This is a genomic window from Undibacterium sp. SXout20W (assembly GCF_049340285.1).
Taxonomy (GTDB): domain Bacteria; phylum Pseudomonadota; class Gammaproteobacteria; order Burkholderiales; family Burkholderiaceae_D; genus Undibacterium.
In genome coordinates this window covers 1-20,926 of record NZ_JBMPPH010000055.1, presented here as the reverse complement: position 1 = coordinate 20,926, position 20,926 = coordinate 1, and the positions used below count along the sequence as shown (strand labels likewise).

Sequence of the window (20,926 nt, the reverse complement as noted above, 5' to 3'; positions counted from 1 at the left end):
CGCTGGTCTGGTACGACGCGGGATTGGAAATTGAAGGACGAGGTCTGGCTGAATCCGAAACGAAATCAGGCAGAGGAACTAATGCTAGCAGCATGACTTGACGCGACATCTTTGTTGACAACTACCGCGAGTGTGCTAGTCACGATTTTTTATTCAACAGGCATGGTTATCGCGGTAAAGGTAAATGGGATCAACCTTATCTATTGGACTTATCCAACCATGATTTCTGCTTATTTCATGCTTCGTCCCAATACTGCAGTAATTATTAACGCATTTTCTTTGTCTGCTTTAATCTTTATCCTGATGTCGCAAATCCCCCTGCTAAACCTGCTGACAATCATCATCACATTTATCTTAATCAACCTTTTCTCCTATATTTTTTCTCACCGCACCAGCATTCAACACAGAGAATTAAATTTAGAAGCGGAACGCGATTTTTTGACAAGAACAGGCAACCGGCGAGCGCTTGATGCCCATCTTGCCCGCTATCTTTCCATAGCGGATGGCGAAAATGTTTCCTGTATGCTGCTTTTAGATATTGATCATTTTAAACGGATCAATGATGCATTTGGTCACCCATTTGGCGATCAAGTGCTGGTACGCATTTGTGACTTGTTACGTACTCGCACGCGGGCGACCGATAAGATTTTCCGCTATGGTGGTGAAGAATTTATCATCATTGCTGGCTCAACGAATATCAAATCTGCCGCGTCGCTTGCAGAAGAATTACGTCAACTGGTCGCCGAAACTACCATTATTGAAAATTATTCCGTGACGATTTCGATCGGCGTCACCAGCATGAGTCACAACAGATCGGTGACAGAATGGCTTTCAAAAGCAGACGAAATGCTCTATCTGGCTAAACAATCGGGGCGTAACCTTGTTAAGGTCGCGACTTGACACCCTCCACGCCCTAAAGGACGCGCAGGATTTTCGTACAAAGTACTGATAAATCAATTTTCAGAATTTTCCGGCCTAAATAACCAAAGCATTGCAGGTCCAAATTCGGACCTCCATAATGCTTCACTATGCTCACCCTCCGGTACAATTTTCAGCTTAATATGACGCTCTGGATGACCTGTCGCCAAGATACTTGCATAGGCTCGCCCTGCATCTTGTGCCTGACTCACGCCTCCGCCTTCGCGGCCTCCTGACATCAGATACAAACGAGCATCCTTGGCCGCTGGTGTGGATTTTAAAAAGCTAAATATATCCGGTGCTGCCCAATAGGATGGTGAAAAAATACCTACTTTCCCAAATACATCTGAATATTGATTAATTGCATATTGAGTAATCAATCCGCCCATAGAACTCCCCATCATCGCCGTATTCAGACGATCCGCTTTCGTGCGATAACGTTGGTCAATCAGAGGTTTAAGTGCCTTGACGATAAACTCAATGTATTGCTTGCCTTCTTGCTTTCCAAATTGCGAGTTGTCCCAGGCGTTCAGCTCGGTCATTCGCTTTTCATTACCATTATCAATGCCGACAACAATCACTTCAAGTTGGTCAGATTTAGCCAGCGCATTGAGAGTTTCATCCACCTGCCACTCGCCGGCATAGGCGGTGGCAGCATCAAACAAGTTTTGTCCGTCATGCATATACAAAACGGGATAACGTTTATTTGAAGTTGCGTATCCGGGTGGAACATAAATTCGAATTTGTCGCTGGCGATTAAGTCCCGGCATGTCCAGTTTTTCACTTAGCAGAGATACTTCGGGCTGCGCTGTTGAATGTCGCATTGATTCCTCTGCTGCAACAGGGCTGCCAAACATCACGAGCCACATCGTACCAATCAGAGTGATATATTTTACGACTGGCTGCATTGTCTTACTCCTTGAGTATGAATTTTTTCGCTCCCTGCACCAAGAATCAAAAAGGCAAAAAACCACGTCAACAGCTGATACTAAAACCGTGACTTGGTTCTGCCTTAATCGTATAAAGCCTCCATAATTAGTTAATTAATTAATTGAATGCTCGATTGAGTGATTGATTGGTTAGTTGATTTCAAAAAAAGCACAGACACCATTTTGTGTCTGTGCTTTTCGACGCACCCAAATTTTTAAGACTGTACAAATACGGCGGTAGTCCGTGCTGGAACACTAAATGTACCCGCATTGAATCCAGCAGTTTTTACTTTTGCGTCACTACCATTAAGCTGTATCGGATGCAAGTTCACGGTCGAAGCTGCATACGAAGAAAGCGTAAAGTTTTGGCTTATTTTGTTGGCATTAAATAAAACCACGATGCTCTTGTATTTACTATCGCCACAGCCCGCTGCGCCAGAAATTTTCATCACAATCAATCCTGGCTGTTGCGCACTTTGATCCGGGAAACTAACGCAACTGGATATGGCTGTCGCCGTTTTCAAACGGAACATCGATGTATCCTGTCTTATGCGTAAGAAGTCCTGGAATGCCAAAGTCGTATTGGTAATATCGCTACTTGTTGGCTTCAATGCTGCATTGTTGAGCAATGGCGTCATTGCTGAAAGGTTTGCCGCATTATTCCCCGTATTTTGAGGTGGAGCACCGACAGCCCAGTTATTTCCTTTGCCGGACCAATCAATGAGATTGAAATAGTCGCCAGAGTTATAGCTATTACTGTCCATGGACTTGGAACGCAGCATGTCGTCACCCGCCTGGAAGAACGGTACACCTTGCGCCAAGGCCACCAACGACATGCCAACAACCTGAGCGCGTGCACGGTCGGCAGTCGAGGTCGTCACTGGATGTTTATATTGGCTGACGTCGAACAGTGTTTCGTTATCATGTACAGAGATATAGGCAATATTTTCTTGCGGCGTTGCCGTATATCCTGTTGGCAAACCAAAATAATCAAGCTGCGCGCCGGTGGTTGATGCGTTCAATGGGAAGCTGGCTAAATTACCTGCTAAACCAACACTGATTCGGTTCTGCAACGTGAACAGTGCTGAGGCAGCGCTGCAGCTAGAGCCGTCATTATTATCATAGCAGAGGCCATTGACAAATCCTTGATGTGCAACCATGTTCGCGCCGCTATCAAATGGGCTACCGCCACGCACCGCATCACGCAAGCGATCATTGAAAGTACCGATACCGGTGCCAGCCATGTTTGCCTGTTGAGCATTAACAAAGTTCAACCCAGTTTGGCTCCAACCTTCACCATAAAAATAGACACCTGGGCCACTTGCAGTCCGCCGTCCATCTGCTAATGCCACCTGGTTCACCGCCGCTTGCGCATCAAGCATCACTTGTTTCGGAATCAAACTCATGATGTCAAAACGGAAGCCATCGACTTTGTATTGACCCGTCCAACGAGTTAAGGTATCAATCATGAGCTTTTCGGCCATGGCGTTTTCTGTTGCCAAATCAGGACCTGCACCAGAGTTCGTGGTTGGATTGCCAGTGGTATCTAAACGATAGTAATAACCCGGCACAATTTGGTCCAGAATGGAGTTACCATTTTGACCCGCTGAAGTGGAATGGTTATAAACCACGTCCATAATCACGCGCAATCCAATGTTATGCAATCCAAGTACCATGTCACGGAACTCACGTACCCGGGTCGTACCATCGTTTGCGTTACTTGAGTAACTTCCTTGCGGTGCGCCATACACCAATGGATCGTAACCCCAGTTAAAGCAATCGCTATTTTGAGTACTTTGCACCGTCGTTTGTGCTGTTAAGTCCGCACCAACAGAACTTGGAATACTTGGTGTCGCACAATGCAATTGATCAATACTCGCAAACTCAAACGCTGGCAATAAATGGACATGTGTAAGGCCAGCATGTGAAAGAGCGGCCAAATGCAACATACCGTTGCTTATTCCAATATTGGAGGGTCCAAAAGCTTCATATTTGCCGACGGACGACGCGCCCACACTCGAATCTGCCGCAGAAAAATCACGCACGTGTAGCTCATAGATAGCACTATCGGTACCATCTAAGGTTGTCGGTAACATTTGCGTATTCCAGCCTCCAGGCATGGCAACTGCATCAGCAAGATTGAGTACCATGGAATGATGATTCGCCGGATTGGTCAGATCTAAGGCATTGAGCGACACGGCGTACGGATCAGCGACCGTGTTAGTAACAACTGAACCACCAGCAGCATAGCGAGAATACACATTGACGGTATAACTGTAATAAGCCGTATTAGTCCAATTACTATTACTTGCTGTGTAGCTCCAAACACCCGTCGCAGAATTCAAGGTCATATTCTGTGTCGAAGAAGGCGCTGTCGCAGACGCACTGCTATAAATATTTAAAGCGACTGACTTGGCTGTTGGTGCCCATACGCTAAAAGTAGGAATACCTGAAGAAAACGTCACACCCAGATTGGATGTTTGCGCCGCGCTTTGTTTGGTTGGCGAGTAAATGTTATCGAGTAGTGGTGCAATTTGCAATTGCGTGCCATCAATAGCGACGCCGGCTGAAGACGCTTGAACGATGGCAATTTCACCTGTTATCGCACTTGCCAATTGCGTTGCAGTCAACGGCGTTGACAACTTCAGGACCGTCGCACCAGCGTATTGAGGATATTGCGCTTGCACTGACGCAGGCAGACTACTAAAACCGGCGGTGACCACAGATAAGGGATACTGACCATCACTGCCGCTCACCACACCCGCGCTGTTCGCCGATAAACCACCATTTGCCGCGGTCACCAATTGGTATTGCGCTGAAGCGGAAGCACCTGGCCATACTAGGGTGTCCGACGTCAGCCAGACTGCCTTCGCATTGGCGAAACTAAATGCCGCCGGTTTTGGCGGTTCGCTTGAATAGGCGGTACATACACCCGATACGACCCAAATTTCCTGGCCGGTTGTCGCTAAGTTTGCATTTAAATTAACCGAAGTATTATTACCTGAAGCACAATCTTTGGCAGCGTCCGTTCCCGCTGCATTGGGCATCGAAATCAGATAAGCCATCTGTGTTTGTGTGGTATCCATAGGGATATCAACATGATTCCCCCAACCGTCACCATCCGGCACTGTAAACATAAATGGTTTTCCTGGCCAACCACTGGACGGCGTTTTGGGACCTTGCCACGAATAAACGCCCCAGCTTGTTTGATCTTTTTGGCTACGGTAAAAATGCACCCGCAAAGTCGCCGCGGCAGGAGGTGGGTCAACAACAACCGGTGTTCCTGGCGAACTGGGAGCAGCCGCGCTTCCGCCGCCGCCACCGCACGCCGCTAACGACAAAGTCATTGCCGCGAGTGCCGCCGTTGCGAGGCGGCCAGGCTTGGTATTAACACTGAAAATCTTGTTTATTAGATTACCGTGGGACAAAACAACCCGTGATTGTAGCGAGTTTATTTCCATTACCGTCTCCAGATTTTTAATTGTATTTTTTATATCTTTCGGCTTATTTTTTACCGATTCGATCTGTATTGAGGAATTCATCCTCTGAGCGATTATGTAACTAAACTAGATTTAATGTAAACGATAGCAGCAACTATTTTTGTACAATTAATAGCTTACTTATCGCTTTTAACTGAATAATCAATTACTTATGTAATTTTCTTAGATATTGAATGTAGGCTAACTACATTACGATTGTGGCATATTTCACTACACCAAGATCGCAAAATAGACTTACAACATCAAAAAACAGGATTCTAATGTCGCAAGAAGCAGTCGCTGTGAGACGACTGGTCTGACGCACGCCCAGTACTCTGCACACGCAAGATGTAAAATTGATGAATCCAATGCTATGGAGTCAGAACCAGCAGCGCAAACGTTTGATTGGATTGGTACTTTATGTCGAATCGAGTCACAGATTCGACATAAAGTTTGACGCGCAGAACCACGCTAAAACTGTGTCAAGATCAGGCTAATTCAATTGCCAAAAAATTTTTTGCCTGGATCGTGAAGCTGTTCGATGAGCGTGGATTCTTGCCAAGCAACCGATTTATAGATGTGCTGTCATATATCTGCGAGTGTCGCGCTGGGGTGGAGGTGCACCTTGACGATCCAGATGTGGTGATTGACACGAACCACCTTGAACGCGCTTTGCGGTTTATCCCGACGGGTCGTAAGGATGGGTTACTCAGTTGGACGGCACTGGGTACAAAATGGCGCAGATCCACTGCGATCTGATTTACAAGATATTCCTTAATCATTTAGGATTTAGCGTGGGTAATCAGTTACCGATGTTTGGCATCGTGAGAGAAATAAAATAAGTGAAATTTAATAAATAGAAAATCGTTTGTCGAAAAAAATGCCACTGAATCTCTTCGCGGCATTTTTTTATTTCTTTATCGACAACAACTCAGGAAATTAATCCTTCTCAATATCCTGATTCGCATCATTACGAATATATCCTTCATCGTGAATCGTAAAGGTACCAGGTGCAATCAATTTTTCATCGACTGCACTGACCCGCCATGCAACTTGACCCTCAGAAGTGACGATCAGCAACGGTAAGCGGTAACGAGTACTCCAACAGATATGGGTTGCCCGATCCGATTGAATCAAATCGTACCACTGACATGGACTCAATGTTTCAGGCGCTTTTGCCGGAGCACTAGCTTTTTCTAAACGGTATTCACCCTTTGGATGCTTCAAGCCGTGTGCCAAATCAAACCAATCCGTAAAATTTCCTATACGGTACAAATTAGTGCGATCAATTCGGGTGTGGATGTGTTTTTTCAGATCCAAAATCGATAAGCTGTACTCAACATCACCAGGTTTGCGATTCGCATAGATTTCTATCGTGTCGTCAGTACGCCGTTTTAAACGTTGTTGACCATCACGCCAAATTTCTAATTGGTGCTCTTCACCTTTTGCCGTGAATACGGCTTGGTAATGCAGGCGCTTGCTTTCACCTTTGTCGCTAAAAATTTTATTAAAACTAAGAGAATCTGCGTGGGCATTCAGATGAGAAAAGCTCGCGATAGCACCTATCGCGAGCCACAATCTGAATCCCTTCGCTGTGCGAGGGATAAAAAATTTCATTATTGGCGAATCGCTTTTGCGTAATCAAAATAACGGTAAGTCTTACCATCAACGGTCAGATCTTTAACACCGAGGTTAATGTTGTAACTACCAGTCAATGAAGAATCCGCAGTTGCTCCAGTTGGATCGGTAGGCAATTCAAATCGTAAGCCAGTTGCAGTACTTGCTGGGGTTACAGTGCTTGCAACCACACTTGGTGTTGATTTACTGGCTGGCGTCACTAAGGCTTCGTTCAGAATACGACCATCCGCTTGCGGCATAGACAAACCTAACAAGTAGGCAACCGTTGGTGCAACGTCAACGTTACCAGAAGGTCCACCAATCGTTGTATTGTTAAACGACGGGCCAGATGCGATCAAGGTATTGTGGACATCTGTGATGCCGAAGCTACCATGCATACCGTGTTGACCGGCGCTAAAGCTCTCAAATTCGATGCCTGGAATACCTTGAATGGAAACCGTACTATCCCAGTTAAAACTGACGACAACATCTGGCTGACCATTGTTCTGGCGATTTGCATTTTCCAGATTCACTTGCGCCATCGTTAAGGTACCTGGAATTGATCCATAACGGCTATCAACAAAAATTGCACCGTATTCTTCACGTTGTTGCAGGAACTTCACCAGATTTTTTACTGTAGTTGCATCGTGCCCTGGTACATAGAAATAATCTGAACCACCGTTAGCAGCTACAACGATGCCATTTGCAGGTAGTGAACCTGGTGCTGGAACTGCAAATGCTGCAACAGGCTTGGCCAGGCTTGCGCTAATCGCCTGGTATTTCGTGTTAGCCGCGCCGCACAGTGATCCAGTTGTATCCAATTGAACTGCTAAAGTTGGTGTACCTGCTGCGTTCAAACCGTACATAGGAGAAACAGCACACTTAGTGCCATCGTAAGCATTGAAGCCGCGATAGGTCAGCAAATCTGCAGAGCGCACGTCACCAGAAAATGAATAGCCACCGCTCGCAGCAACACCGCCGATACTTGCAGTATTGGTGCCACTGGTAGAGCCATTGACCAACGGACCATTCGGCAAGGTTGTGGAAGCATTGATAGTACGCAATGGGTAAAGATTCAATGGACCAGAAACACTGGAGTGGCCATGATCCGACACCACGATAATATTAGTTGTGCTGTCCAAACCATTGCTACGCAAAGCAGAGATCAACTCTCCCAGGCGTGCATCTTGTGAACGCAAGCCTGCTTTGGCATTGGCAGTACCTGGGCCATAACCGTGCTCGACATTATCTGGCGTACGGAACCAGATCAGAGACAGCATTGGTTTTTTGGTTGGCAGAATATAGGAAGTAAATACGGACATCATGTATTTATTTGCTGCATCTTCTGGTGCACCTTGGGTCGCATCACTAGGATCGCGCGACGCAATGGCTTGCACACCATTAGGATCAAATGCAGTGGTATTGAACGTCACATAACCAGCACGTGCAGTTGGATTGCCGTTTGTTGCAGACAGCGTTACTGCATCAGTACCTGAATAGCCACGTACAGTATTGGTAGGCAATGCATATCCAGCCGTCTGAAGTTCTGTTACCAGGCTACGTGGCGAGACTGTATTCTCGTCCAGAAAGTAGCCACCTTTACCCAAATCCTGAATATACGCCGCACCACTCTTACCGATGGTCGCAGTCACCAGACCACCCGCTTGCGCCGTCGCAAACAAGCTCTTTACGAGCAACAACTGACCACTGTAGTAATTGTTCAAGGTATTGAGTACTTGATAGTCTTCAGTAAAGACTGGATCAACGTAATCTTGTGCGCTACCACCAGCACTATTACCAGCAGGAATGGTGTTGCCTGTTCCTTGTGGTGGCGTCCAGAATGTATTGCCATAAAAACCGCTGGTTTTAGGAAAAGAACCTGTAGCAAATGATGAGCCATTCATCATCGTGAAGGTTGGATACGTCGAATGGTTATCCGTAAAGTTGGCTCCGGATTGACGCAAGCCATACAAATTAGGTGTATCGGTGGCGTTAACAGAATCTGGGCGCAAACCGTCCCACACCATAATGATCGTGCGGGTAGCAGTAATCGCTGGTGTTACTGGTGTGGTTGTCGATGTAGTAGAAGAACTGCCACAACCGCCTAGCATCAAGCTGGCAGTCAGTGTGGCAATCATAGATATTGCATATTTCATGGCTTTAAACTCCTTGCGTATAAGGAAGAGTGGTATGACAGGTGGCGGAAAAATCAGGCAGAGTGATGGTATTGGAATAAAGTTACGAGCCAGTGACAAGGCGTATCTGAACAAGTTTTATTTTGTGTCATTGATTAGCATAGTTATTAGCGCAGCTTTATTAGTAAACTGATGCGAATTTGAAATTATTAAATTATCGCCTTCGCCCATTGGCTGAATGTTGAACTAGTTGCTCCAGCGGATGAATCTTCATGCGGATTTTTTTGAAGATATTCAGGAAGGCCCTATGCACGTGATTCAAGTGCCTATAGTTTTATAAAAATCAATAATGTTAAGAGGAGACTGAATTAGAGAAAAAATTTTATGGATCGCTATAGACCTCGCTGTACTCTTCTCAAGAGTGATCGCGACGATAGCGCAAATTGAACGATGGATGATGCATGGAGAGTGGCATTACCGCCTGACCTCCTTGGCAGCCACTGAAACCTACATTGCCCGTAATTCAACAGTCGCAAAAGCGCCCACCGATGCCTATTTCAAACGTGGGTATTGGGGGTATTGGGGGTATTGGGGGGTATTGATTGAAATTGGTTGAAATTGGTTGAAGTTGCTTAATCTCATCGTTGGTCTGGCTACAGCACTGCTTTTATTGCGAACCAGAGCACTGGCAAGTACGCGTGATTAGATTGCAAAAAAGTACGCCCACTGTAGTTAATTGATACTCTTATAGCGATGGTTTATCGCGTCCTGATTTTGCAGATTAGTTTTTCTGTGACGGCCTATGAAGGCGACTATCGCGACCATTTATATGGCCTGTTGCATCTGAGCGCGATTGATTGGCTTGTTGGAAATATCATGATGCTCGGCATCTCAAAGGTAAGAATGGGGATAGCGGTTGGAATTCTTTATATCGCTCTGCACCGCACGAGCCGCCATTGGTGGATTTGGGTTGCTGGTATTGGCGTTGTAGTAATCGGTATCTCTTGAGGCGGGAAACGTCTTTAGAACAGGAACTCCCAGGATATGCAAGTTAGTAACCAATTTCAACTGCACCGAAATTTCGGCTCGTGTTTGTAATAAAATAGCGCCAGCACGAATATTGTAATGTTGGTTTGCTACAATCTGAAATGCCAAATTTGGATCGGTTTTAATCTGTCCACCAGTTTGGTCTCTTAACTCCTTGAATTACTTGAATTACTTGAATTACTTGAATACCAATGCAATTAAATTCAGCAGACACCTCTGTTTTTTTAATTGATAGATTTATTTTTTTGAGGGATTTCATCAAAGCGTAACAACCAATATCTGTTGAATTAGCAACAGCGATTTTGGAAATGGTGGTGATGTAGGCGCATCGATCGATGACCCTACTGGCAGACCGAAGGTACGCTCACGTTGATAACGAGGCGTTACCGGGCATCTTGAATCTCTACAGCACAGCTTTACTCTAACCAACTATACAGACCCAACCAACGACTCAGTTCATTCGAATTGGCCAGATGTAGTTTATCGAAAATATTTGAACGATGTGTTTCTACGGTTCGCGGTCCTGTGGGCGGAATAAGCTGGCGGGCGATGTCCTTGTTGCTATGTCCCAAAGAGACCAGGCGAGCGACTTCACGTTCACGAACCGTCAGTTCACTCCAACGCTGTAAGGCTTGCATCCTTGCATTCGCTTCTGTAATCGCACCAGGTAATTTCTCTAATAGTTGCTCTACGTCTGGTTTAACAATCCAATCGTAAGCGCCTAATCGAACAGCCTCAAGAGCCGTTGGAATATCCCCATGCCCGGAGAAAACAGCGTAACAAGGGGACTATGGCGCACTTTTAACTCTTCTAAAACGGACAAACCACTAATGCCGTGCATTCTAAGATCCAGTACAACGCAACCCGGCTTACGATGATCCACGGCGGCCAGAAAAGCCTCGCCGGAGTCGAAGGTCTGGACAGGTAGACCCTGTGAAAAAAGTAACATATGAAGCGAGCGACGAAGTGCTTCATCGTCGTCGACGACATACAACATCAATGGCAAATCACTCATTGGCTTATTGGTAAAGTAAACAAAAAGACGGCACCACCCTCTTCGCTATTTTCAACCACGATCCGGCCGCCATGGGCTTCAATAACAGTGCGACAGATATTCAAGCCAAGTCCTAAGCCATCAGCCTTGGTGGTAAAAAACGAGGTAAAAACCTGTTCTAGTAAATGGTCGGGGACTCCTTGCCCCGCATCCGCAACACGCACCTGAATCGTCCGCTCGATCTGTTTTGCTGAGATCGCCAGGCGATGCTGCGTCAGTGGCAAAGCTTCCATCGCTTGCATAGCATTTTGACATAAATTGATCACAACCTGCTGCAATAGGACGCCATCGCCACGAGTTGCGGGTAGGTTGGCCTCGATGTCTGTCGTAATCACGGTCTGGGTTTGCTGAATTTCGTGCTGCAACATTGCTAATGCGTCGGTGATAACGATTTGGATCGAGACGATTTCATACGCACGACGCTGCGGATTGATCAATGACCTGACCCGCTTCACAATTTCGCTGGCCCGCTTTGACTGAGCAACGATTTCTTGTAAGGCCGAACCTAACATCACCGGCGCGCTCTCGTTGGTCAGCGCTTTTGCAGCCAATGCAAAATTTGAAATTGCCATTAAAGGCTGATTCAATTCATGCGCTAACGTCGACGCCATTTCTCCGAGACTCGCGAGACGAGCGCTGCGTTGCAGTTCCCGTTCCTGCTCTTGGTGACGATCTTTAATCTGTTTTTGTACCGTGATGTCTACAATAGAGCTCATCCAGCCTTGCCGTACGCCGTTGGAATTAATTAACGGTGCTGTGTAGACCATAATGAATAAATCCTCGCCGCAACGATGACGAATCCTCGATTCAAACCCGTGCGACGCAGAGTGTCCGTTCAATAATTGACTATTGTTATACCAATGCTTATCGAGATCATCGGGATGCCAGTACGGATAGGGAGGCAGGCGATTGAGAAGTTCTTCCTGGCTATAACCAACCATATCGCACAAGGCATTATTGACGTAGATGATTTTCCCCGTGTCGTCCCGTGCAATCATACCGACCAACAACGAATCTTCCATCGCCTTACGGAATGCCTGCGCTTCCTGAAGATCATGGGTACGCTCGAGCACCCTCTGCTCGAGTTCTTTTCTGGCATGCTGTTGCTCTATCAAGCGACGTTGATGGAGTCGCCAATATGAAATGCCGAGCAATAGAACAATACTGAGTAATGTCGCGATGACCAAAGCTTCTAGCTTTGCCTGTCGTACATCCTCTAAATCACTTGTGACGATCAGCGTCCAGCCAGGCTCAGGTAGAAACGTTTCCGATGCCAGATAACTTCGTACTTTGTCTTTAACCATCGCGTGTAATACAAATTCAGGTGCTTTATCACTCTTATCACTCCTATCGATCCGCCATGGTAAGACCGTATAGCGGCGGGCACTACCATACTGACTATGGAGTTGTAACCACGTCAAATCATTCTCTGATAATGGCTTTCTGCTGTGATAAAGCCAGTCAGGAACCGAGCTTAGGAAAACGATTCCCCGACTATCCTGCAACATCAGTGGTTCAGCACTTTTTGACCAGACGTTGACCAAAGCATCCAGACTCACTTTGACCACCATAATGCCCATCACGACGGATCCCGAGAGCACTGGTTTAGCAATAAACAATCCTGACGTCCCTGTAGTCAGCCCCAAGCCATAAAAGAGACCGGTGCGACCAGCCAACGCATCTTCAAAATAAGGACGTTGGCGGTAGGACTGCCCGACAAAACTATCGCGCGAATTCCAGTTACTCGCCGCAAGAGTCACTCCCTGAACGCTAATCACATAAAGTGCCGCGACACCTGTTTCAGATTTGAGCGCAGAAAAGTACTGGTTAAGCTTTCCTTTCAACACCAGATTTTCGGGTTCACGCAACACATTTAAAACATCGGGATGCTGTGCAGCAACATATGGTAGATAGTCATACTTTTCAACGATGCCACGCAAGCCCAAAACCTGCGCCTTGGCTGACTGCTCAATCATTTGCGTCTTAGCAGCAATTTCCCGCGCTTCCATCCACCGTCCGGCACAAACAATCAAGATCAGGTCGACGAACGCAAACATCCACCACCCGTATTGACGCCGCCATGAGAAAAATGAATGAAAGTTCATGCTGAAATTATTATTCGTACAAACCGAAAAATGGCCCCGCTATGCCTATGCCTATGCCTATGCCTATGCCTATGCCTATGCCTATGCCTATGAGGCGATCATAACGATTGTTCACGATAAAGTGGTTGCTTATTTTTCTTCTCCGTAAAACTACGGAGACCGAAGAGGTGAATCACGCGGATTACCAGATGTACATTTTTCTGAATAATCGCATGGTAGAAAAACATAAAACACAGATCACCGCATCGGAGACATCAATGAACACGATTAACGTCAAAGCACCACACTCCCACGAACCTATCACCCTGCCGGCTGCGCCGATCAATGCACCTATCCACGGTGACAAAACAAAAGAAGCCATCAGCCTCAGCAGACTTCGCGCTATTCTGATCGGATCCGCGGGAAATCTGGTTGAATGGTTTGATTTTTATTGCTACGCAGCATTTTCTTTGTATTTCGCAAATTCATTTTTTCCGGCACAAGATGCCACGGCACAAATGATGTCTACTGCCGGTATTTTTGCTTTAGGATTTTTTATTCGCCCCGTCGGTGGCGTTGTATTTGGTTATGTCGGTGACCGTTTCGGCAGACGGGCGGCTTTGATGGCGTCCGTCTTGTTGATGTGCTTTGGCTCCTTATTGATTGCTTGCGCCCCCACCTATGCAATGGTTGGTATATGGTCGCCCCTTTTATTACTGCTCGCTCGGATGATTCAAGGCTTAAGTCTCGGTGGCGAATATGGTGCAAGCGCAACATACCTCTCTGAAATGGCGGATTCCAAGCATCGCGGATTCTATGCCAGCTTTCAATATGTCACCTTAATTGGTGGACAATTATTAGCACTATTGTTACTCCTGGTCTTGCAGCATTTCTTTTTAAGTGCGGAACAATTGCGTGAATGGGGATGGCGTATCCCTTTCATAGTGGGCGCTGCACTGGCTTTGATCGCATTAAGGATGCGTCATGATTTGCCGGAAACACAGTCGTTCGAAGCTGCCCGTAATAAAAAGGCAAAACTCGGTGGTCTGCGTCAGTTAGCACGCTATCCTCGTGAAGTACTTCTCGTGATTGGCCTGACGATGGGCGGTACGCTTGCCTTCTATGTCTACACCACCTACATGCAAAAGTTTTTGCGTCTGTCGGTCGGATTAACCGATGCGCAGACGACCGCTGTCTCCGCTGGTTCATTAATTTTTGCAATGTGCCTGCAACCACTCTATGGTGCTTTATCTGACAGAATTGGGCGACGTCCATTGTTGGTTGGTTTTGCCGCACTAGGCACATTACTAACTATACCGCTACTGACTGCGATCCGGCACGCTCAAGGTCCCTGGGAGGCGTTTTTTTTGATTGCCTGCGCATGGTTGATCGTCTCTGGCTATACGTCGATTAACGCCCTCGTTAAAGCAGAGATGTTCCCAGTCGAAATTCGGACTACCGGTGTTGGTGTACCTTATGCACTTGCCGTATCCATCTTTGGTGGCACAGCGGAATATGTTGCCCTATGGTTTAAAAAATTAGAACTTGAAAGTGGGTTCTATTGGTATGCGACGGGAGTGATTTCTTGTACATTGTTAGTCTGCTGGTTTATGCGCGACACAAGTAAAACTTCGCAAATTGATCTTGAAAATCTTGATCTGACTGATCGCTAATTTGCGGCGCAGTAGAAAATAACGGATACATCAAATCCTATCAGACATAACATAATGCACTATGCAGTTGTCAGATACTGCGCATAAACGCGCGGTATCTGCCTAGTGCCTGCCTAATGTCTGAATAATGTCTGAATAATGTCTAACTAATGTCTGGCAAATGTCTGGCTAATATCTGACTAAGCCTTTTTAGTGATCTTGTCCATCATCGCGAACAACACGCCAGAGACGACAAACACACAATGCAACCCTAACATCCAACCAAGTTCACGATCAGAATACACGCTGACTTCCATGAATGCCTTGAGTAACTCGATGGCAGACATTGCAACAATCGAACTGATGAGCTTGATTTTAAGATCGCCAAATCCAACATGCCCCATCCAATTGGGACGATCTTCGCTGGTTTCGGTAGATAGCTTTGAAACAAAATTTTCGTAGCCTGCAAATAAAAAAATCACGAGTAAATTCGCCAGCATAACGACGTCGATCAGAGCTAAAACGCCAATGATAAATTCCTTTGGCGTGCAGTGCATAATCTCGACCGCAAAATCATAGAATTGCCGGATAAATTTTATATTCACCAGCAGCAAAAGTGCTGCGATTCCCAAGTACATCGGTGCCAATAACCAGCGTGATCTGAATATCCCGCGTTCTAATATGCGTTCCATTTACTCTACCTTTCAGTGCAAGAATTAACCAAATAATTCACCGTCGATGGCGTGTTTTATTGATTACATTGTCTATTAAAATACTTTTTACCATCATACTGAGATCAAACTATTTAAACGAAATGCCGCACCTAACCGATCAACTATTGGCGATCGTCAGACCTTCATGCACTACCTCAAGCGATTCAATTGCGATTTCGTTACCATCTGCTTTCAAGTCTGTTCCGGTGATTTTAGTTGGCCATGCATTTGCCAATGTCCACACCATGGTAGGCTTACCCGTTTCGTCCAGAAGACTAATGGTCACAGGCCCTCGTTTGATGGTGTTCATCTTGATTTGATTAAACCAAACCCAAAATTTATTGGCGACTTTATCGAGCCCTTTTTTCATCGTTACATAACCGATTTTTTTAATGCCAGGCATTTTTATGGCGGAGAATCCAGGAGTATCAGAGTGACGGTATTCAATTTCTTCCGATGGCACATCCAGACCCGATATTTCTTCAAACGACATGACTTGCGAGTCCCAATTCACTTGAAAATAAAATGTCGGTGCGGGTGATATTGTTGTTGATTGCTCGGAACCTTCATCAGCCATACATTGCTCCACAGTTTAAAAAATTCATTAAAAAATTCCAGCCAAACCACAGATCATTCTAGCTAACAATTTTGCATTACTGCCAGAAAACAATTTTGACAAATACTGTAGGATCCGCCAAGACAACATTGAGCACTATGACATGCGTTCGTCTCACACGTCTTATGCCTCGCCTATTATATGCGCAAGGTTCATCTAGACTTTTATGTAGATTGATTCAGACAAAATTAAAAACAACAGCATTTATCATTTTTTAAAGTTCAGTGAGCGTCGATATGTACTTCTATACTCGTGTGCCTTTGATGTCTTGCAAGAGAAAAGGATAAACCAAATGCTGCGGAGCAAGAATATCTGCATCGTCCACGAGTGAAACTTTTTTCGTATCAATCATTGTTCAGTTTACCGATTTCACCACATCATTTTTACAGCGAATTCCGCTACCAAAAAAAACACACTGACATCTCCACATTGCATGACAAAGAACGACAAAAAATAAAGTTATGCAATATATGCATAGTTACATGTTGAATACGCATTAGACAAGAATCACCCGCGTATCTAAGCTTATCGACACATCTTTACCAGAATCACAACCGATTAAATTGAATAGCGGTTCATCATATCGCGCTTTACTGACAACGTTGCCAGCCTCTCTGGCGGCTAAAAATAAGGAAACTAAACATGGGCATGCGGATCGAAAAAGACTTTCTTGGCGCCAAAGAAATTCCAAATGATGTCTATTATGGCGTCCAGACACTGCGTGGAAAAGAGAACTTTCATATTACCGGCGTCCCCATGTCGACCGAACCCTACTTCGTAAAGGCTTTCGGTTATGTTAAAAAAGCGGCAGCGTTGGCGAACCGTGATCTTGGTGTTCTCGATCCAAAACTTGCCGGTGCAATCACCTTTGCCTGCGATCGCTTGATTGCTGGCGAACTTCGCGATCAATTCGTCACCGACTTCATCCAAGGCGGCGCAGGGACATCGACCAACATGAATGCTAACGAGGTCATTGCCAATGTCGCGCTGGAACAGCTCGGCCACGAAAAGGGCGAATACCAGTACCTCAGCCCTAACGATCATGTCAATTTCGGGCAATCAACCAATGATGTCTATCCGACTGCTTTCAGGCTGGCACTGATTCTGCGGCTTGATAGCTATATGCGCGCATTGCAGCTCCTGCAGGAGGCATTGATATCCAAGAGTAAGGAATTCGCGAGAATACTAAAGATGGGTCGGACGCATCTGCAGGATGCGGTTCCAATGTCACTGGGTCAGGAGTTCAACGGTTGGGGCACGACCATCGGCGAGGAAGTTCAACGCCTGAGCGAGGTTCGTCAATTACTGCACGAGATCAACCTCGGCGCAACCGCAATTGGCACTATGGTGACCGCAGCACCTGGTTATCCTGAACTGGCCACTAAGTATCTCTCAGAATTAACCAACGAAAAGTTCATCTTAGCGGGCGATCTGATCGAAGCAACATCAGATACCGGCGCTTACGTTTTGCTATCCGGCGTGCTCAAACGAACTTCCGCCAAACTCACCAAGATTTGCAATGACATCCGATTGCTCTCTTCCGGGCCGCGTTGCGGTTTTAACGAAATCAATTTACCTCAGATGCAACCAGGTAGTTCAATCATGCCGGGCAAAGTCAATCCGGTGATACCAGAAGTAGTCAACCAGACCAGTTTCCTCGTGATCGGCCTCGACCTCACAGTGACACTGGCCGCTTCAGCCGGACAATTGCAATTGAATGTGATGGAACCCGTCATCACCTATGCACTATTCACGTCAATTTCAACGATGGAAAACGCCGTCAACAGCCTACGAGTCAACTGCATCGATGGCATCACCGCCAATGAAGAACATATGCGTGAAATGGTGCTGAATTCACTCGGTATCATTACAGTGCTCAAGCCACTGCTCGGCTACAAACAATGCGCTGAAATTGCACGTGAAGGCTATGAGACCGGAAAGTCACTGCACACGATCGTTGTCGAAGAGCGAAAATTGATGACCCCGCAGCGCTGGGAAGAAATCTTTTCGTTTGAAAACCTGATCAGCCCGGAATTTGATCGTTGATTTAGCACGCCGTTATGACCTTCGCGCTCGGCTAAGTCGAGGGTCATAATTGACGTGATTCAAATTGACGAACGCTGCATCACAATGCTTAAAATATTTTTAAACCCTGTATTGCTACCATCAATTAGGCATAGCGAATACTTAGGTTTAAGACAAAACGACGCAATGAGTTAAGTGACCATCCATCGATAATTAGTTCAACATCGATTGACTTTCTGATTGAGCTGCCACAACGAAAGCTAAGTCGCAAAAATCAGGCGCAGTTGCTGATGCTGGTAAGTGACGTGATGGCAATAGCATAGTTGAATAATCGTTTGCCAGAGCGGATGCCATCGCATCATTAAAAGCAAACCGAAGATCTATTGGCGCTTCTGATTTCAGCGCGATATAAAGTCGCTCCACTTCTGGCTCGATCATAAGGGCATCTTTCTTATGTAAGATAGATGTGATCAATTGAATGGCGCCCTTGTCGGCAACCAGCACAGTGATCGCATCTTCTTCACATATGAATAGTGCGGTCTTATCATTCATAGGTACTCTTGTCGTCAATAAATTCCAAATGCCATTGATATATGGTGAGACCGAAATGACTTTCTTTGGATAGATTGCTGCAAGTTTTTGAATAGCTTCCATTAGTTGCGTTGGCGCAGCACAAATAATTACTTTCTGGTTTGCATGGTTTGTATCAATTGTAAATTGCCATTCTGTTTGATTTATTCCTAGCTTTTGTATCATCTGGGTTTTGGCTTCCGCGATCGTTTCCGCGAAGTCATTAAGGTTCTCGGGTAAATCGAATACCATCAATTTACACATTCCACCACCAAGATAAATATGCACGAACGGCGTCTTTTTTGATTGAGCCGTCGGAAGTATCATCTCCCAGGGTAACGCTTCGGGTATATGACCTTTCCATGACCATTCACCAACGTTTTCAAGCTTTGATTTCAAAAAAATTCTTGTCTTTTTCCTGACAAAGATAGTTGAGCTTGTAAGATAGATGTGTAAAGAGTCGGTCATAAGTTCCAATGCGTTCACTAATTTAAATTAACGCAGAGCTAAATTTTATTCTTCAATTAAATAGACTTACCCGCCCCACAAAAAGTGCATAAATTCGTTTGTCAAAAAAATTTTCGCACTAGCATCGTTCCTTCGTTACATCTTTTCAATCGCATGCCACGTTTGCAACTTTTAAGTACAACTTAGGGTGCCGATACAAAACCCTGCTTAAGGTCTTCAAGCCGGATTCAGGGTAAATACAGCACAAAAATAATCCAAATAAAAAATGAGAATCACTTTTTTTTATTCTGATTCCAAACGTATGTTTTGTTAAATTCGATAAATTTAAACATTTTTTATCAAAATTATTTTTTTATTATTTATTTTTAACAAAAGCAAAATTCTATTTTAGAACCTAAGTACACATAAATCATCGAACTTTGACCATTAGATTCTTTAAATATTGCAAAAACTTGCCAGTAATTTGAACACACAGCTCAATCGCATTAAGCTGGAAGTCGCAGTGGCAAAATGACGGCCATGAAAGCCTTGTCGATCCAATTCGACGAATCCATTCTTCGCAAAGTGCTTAAGCGGCTGCATTATCCGATTGATGTGATGCTGCTGTTTGTGCGCTGGTTCGTGGCGTATGCATTGAACCTGCGCAATCTGGAAGAGATGATGGGCGAGTGAGGCGAGGAAGTGGATCATGCAACAGTGCATCGTTGGACGTTAAAGATCTTGACGGCATTGTCCAAGGTATTGCCCGATCGCAAGTGGCTGCTGGGCCTGAGCTATCGCATGAATGAAACTATATTGAAGTGTTTTATTATCAACCTCACCAGTATTTAGAACGTGGTGTTGATGTGCCTTTAAACCTGCCTCCCCCCTAACGATATTTATGCATAATGCACGCCGCTTATCACTTTGAAGCATCAGCACATACGTTTGTTTCGGCTTTCAGGTGCATTCGCCCTGTCCAGGTTTGTCCCGACGCTAATTGGACTTTTTCGGCGACATTAGCGGGCTCGACACAAATAAATGATCGCCCATCACCCACCGCTAAATCATCAGAAAGACCTTCCTCCCCATCCCATGGCGTCCAAATGACAGTATCATTGAAGCCTGAACGGTGTATTAATACGCGCCGATGATCGTCCTTGAGGATTAGATCTCCATCGCTCTGGATGAATATCGAATCGATTGGGGCGGTAATGACAGTACTATTTGATTCTCGTTGAAGGCCATACAAGCCAGTTAATTTATCGAAATAACGGGTAGGTTTCAGTCCGATGATTTCAGGGTGGCGGCAAGTGGTCCGAAAATAAGGATGAAAACCACACTAAAATTCAATATGACGGTCGTCTGTATTCGTAACGTTCAAATGTAGATCCAGACTGCTATCAGATAGAGTAATTGTCAATTTTGCACAAAAATGATAATCCCATTGGTTCGCATAATCTTTTTGTTCCAAGTCAATATCCGGTTCCGTCTCATTAAGTTTTAAAAAGACGAGGCGAATTCTAGGATGAAGTGCAATTTATGAACGGTACCGGTTAATGAGGGCAAGATGCGATAGCATTTGTGCCTTTTTGACCGGCCAGTCGAAATTGCATAATGAACTACACACATCTCACCCA

At 45.4% G+C, this 20,926-nt stretch carries 17 protein-coding genes and 2 pseudogenes; 8 read left to right on the top strand and 11 right to left on the bottom strand.

The genetic code is table 11. The features are described from left to right. The first annotated feature begins 111 nt into the window (after window positions 1-111). The gene (locus tag ACO0K1_RS18265; RefSeq protein WP_423028331.1) at window positions 112-900 is read left to right on the top strand and encodes a GGDEF domain-containing protein; all 789 of its coding nucleotides are present in this window, start codon (window positions 112-114) and stop codon (window positions 898-900) included. 53 nt (window positions 901-953) lie between these two features. Here ACO0K1_RS18265 and ACO0K1_RS18260 read toward each other — a convergent pair whose 3' ends face one another. Next, on the bottom strand, window positions 954-1,826 hold the full coding sequence (locus tag ACO0K1_RS18260) for an alpha/beta hydrolase (RefSeq protein WP_423028329.1): 873 nt from the start codon (window positions 1,824-1,826) through the stop codon (window positions 954-956). Window positions 1,827-2,062: 236 nt separating this feature from the next. After that, window positions 2,063-5,308, bottom strand: a complete 3,246-nt coding sequence (locus tag ACO0K1_RS18255; protein WP_423028327.1) for an alpha-1,6-glucosidase domain-containing protein — start codon at window positions 5,306-5,308, stop codon at window positions 2,063-2,065. 471 nt (window positions 5,309-5,779) lie between these two features. Here ACO0K1_RS18255 and ACO0K1_RS18250 point away from each other — a divergent pair, with 471 nt between their 5' ends. After that, the gene (locus tag ACO0K1_RS18250; RefSeq protein ID WP_423028325.1) at window positions 5,780-6,085 is read left to right on the top strand and encodes an IS66 family transposase; all 306 of its coding nucleotides are present in this window, start codon (window positions 5,780-5,782) and stop codon (window positions 6,083-6,085) included. 180 nt (window positions 6,086-6,265) lie between these two features. Here ACO0K1_RS18250 and ACO0K1_RS18245 read toward each other — a convergent pair whose 3' ends face one another. Beyond that, complete coding sequence (locus ACO0K1_RS18245) at window positions 6,266-6,943, bottom strand: hypothetical protein (protein WP_423028323.1); 678 nt, start codon at window positions 6,941-6,943, stop codon at window positions 6,266-6,268. After that, window positions 6,943-9,099 (bottom strand): alkaline phosphatase family protein, encoded by a 2,157-nt coding sequence (locus ACO0K1_RS18240; protein WP_423028321.1) that lies wholly within the window; start codon window positions 9,097-9,099, stop codon window positions 6,943-6,945. The genes ACO0K1_RS18245 and ACO0K1_RS18240 overlap by 1 nt, the downstream gene beginning before the upstream one ends. A 433-nt stretch (window positions 9,100-9,532) precedes the next feature. Here ACO0K1_RS18240 and ACO0K1_RS18235 point away from each other — a divergent pair, with 433 nt between their 5' ends. Both ACO0K1_RS18235 and ACO0K1_RS18230 read left to right on the top strand, forming a co-directional pair. Beyond that, window positions 9,533-9,694, top strand: coding sequence for a hypothetical protein (locus ACO0K1_RS18235; protein WP_423028319.1), 162 nt, complete (start codon window positions 9,533-9,535; stop codon window positions 9,692-9,694). A 137-nt stretch (window positions 9,695-9,831) separates the two neighbouring features. Next, on the top strand, window positions 9,832-10,086 hold the full coding sequence (locus tag ACO0K1_RS18230; protein WP_423028317.1) for a hypothetical protein: 255 nt from the start codon (window positions 9,832-9,834) through the stop codon (window positions 10,084-10,086). 455 nt (window positions 10,087-10,541) lie between these two features. Here the strand turns inward: ACO0K1_RS18230 and ACO0K1_RS18225 are convergent, their stop codons facing one another. From ACO0K1_RS18225 to ACO0K1_RS18215, 3 genes are all read right to left on the bottom strand, one after another. Beyond that, window positions 10,542-10,763: a LuxR C-terminal-related transcriptional regulator gene (locus ACO0K1_RS18225; protein ID WP_423028315.1), complete on the bottom strand. Its 222-nt coding sequence runs from the start codon at window positions 10,761-10,763 to the stop codon at window positions 10,542-10,544. A gap of 83 nt (window positions 10,764-10,846) precedes the next feature. Further along, the gene (locus ACO0K1_RS18220) at window positions 10,847-11,140 is read right to left on the bottom strand and encodes a response regulator transcription factor (RefSeq protein ID WP_423028313.1); all 294 of its coding nucleotides are present in this window, start codon (window positions 11,138-11,140) and stop codon (window positions 10,847-10,849) included. Further along, entirely contained in the window at window positions 11,137-13,284 is a 2,148-nt protein-coding gene (locus tag ACO0K1_RS18215; protein ID WP_423028310.1) for a sensor histidine kinase, read from the bottom strand. Before ACO0K1_RS18215 ends, ACO0K1_RS18220 begins: the two co-directional genes overlap by 4 nt. Between ACO0K1_RS18215 and ACO0K1_RS18210 the strand changes: the two genes are divergently transcribed. Further along, window positions 13,283-13,432 (top strand): hypothetical protein, encoded by a 150-nt coding sequence (locus ACO0K1_RS18210; RefSeq protein ID WP_423028308.1) that lies wholly within the window; start codon window positions 13,283-13,285, stop codon window positions 13,430-13,432. The two genes, ACO0K1_RS18215 and ACO0K1_RS18210, sit on opposite strands and share 2 nt — an antisense overlap. Before the next feature lie 109 nt (window positions 13,433-13,541). Beyond that, the gene (locus ACO0K1_RS18205; RefSeq protein ID WP_423028306.1) at window positions 13,542-14,936 is read left to right on the top strand and encodes an MFS transporter; all 1,395 of its coding nucleotides are present in this window, start codon (window positions 13,542-13,544) and stop codon (window positions 14,934-14,936) included. Between the two features lie 179 nt (window positions 14,937-15,115). On the opposite strand, the gene ACO0K1_RS18200 is transcribed toward ACO0K1_RS18205, so the two are convergent. Further along, complete coding sequence (locus ACO0K1_RS18200) at window positions 15,116-15,607, bottom strand: TIGR00645 family protein (protein ID WP_423028304.1); 492 nt, start codon at window positions 15,605-15,607, stop codon at window positions 15,116-15,118. 139 nt (window positions 15,608-15,746) lie between these two features. Beyond that, window positions 15,747-16,205: a phage tail protein gene (locus ACO0K1_RS18195; protein WP_423028302.1), complete on the bottom strand. Its 459-nt coding sequence runs from the start codon at window positions 16,203-16,205 to the stop codon at window positions 15,747-15,749. A 681-nt stretch (window positions 16,206-16,886) separates the two neighbouring features. Between ACO0K1_RS18195 and ACO0K1_RS18190 the strand changes: the two genes are divergently transcribed. Then, window positions 16,887-18,290 carry an aspartate ammonia-lyase gene (locus ACO0K1_RS18190; RefSeq protein WP_423028300.1) on the top strand — a complete coding sequence of 468 codons (1,404 nt, stop codon included), beginning with the start codon at window positions 16,887-16,889 and terminating at the stop codon, window positions 18,288-18,290. Window positions 18,291-18,482: 192 nt separating this feature from the next. On the opposite strand, the gene ACO0K1_RS18185 is transcribed toward ACO0K1_RS18190, so the two are convergent. Next, complete coding sequence (locus tag ACO0K1_RS18185; protein ID WP_423028298.1) at window positions 18,483-19,307, bottom strand: hypothetical protein; 825 nt, start codon at window positions 19,305-19,307, stop codon at window positions 18,483-18,485. Between the two features lie 519 nt (window positions 19,308-19,826). Between ACO0K1_RS18185 and ACO0K1_RS18180 the strand changes: the two are divergent. Further along, window positions 19,827-20,108 (top strand): annotated as a pseudogene (locus tag ACO0K1_RS18180) (IS6 family transposase); the annotation flags it as partial. 100 nt (window positions 20,109-20,208) lie between these two features. Here ACO0K1_RS18180 and ACO0K1_RS18175 read toward each other — a convergent pair. Continuing rightward, a pseudogene (locus ACO0K1_RS18175) lies at window positions 20,209-20,613 on the bottom strand (hypothetical protein); the annotation flags it as partial. Window positions 20,614-20,926 lie beyond the last annotated feature (313 nt).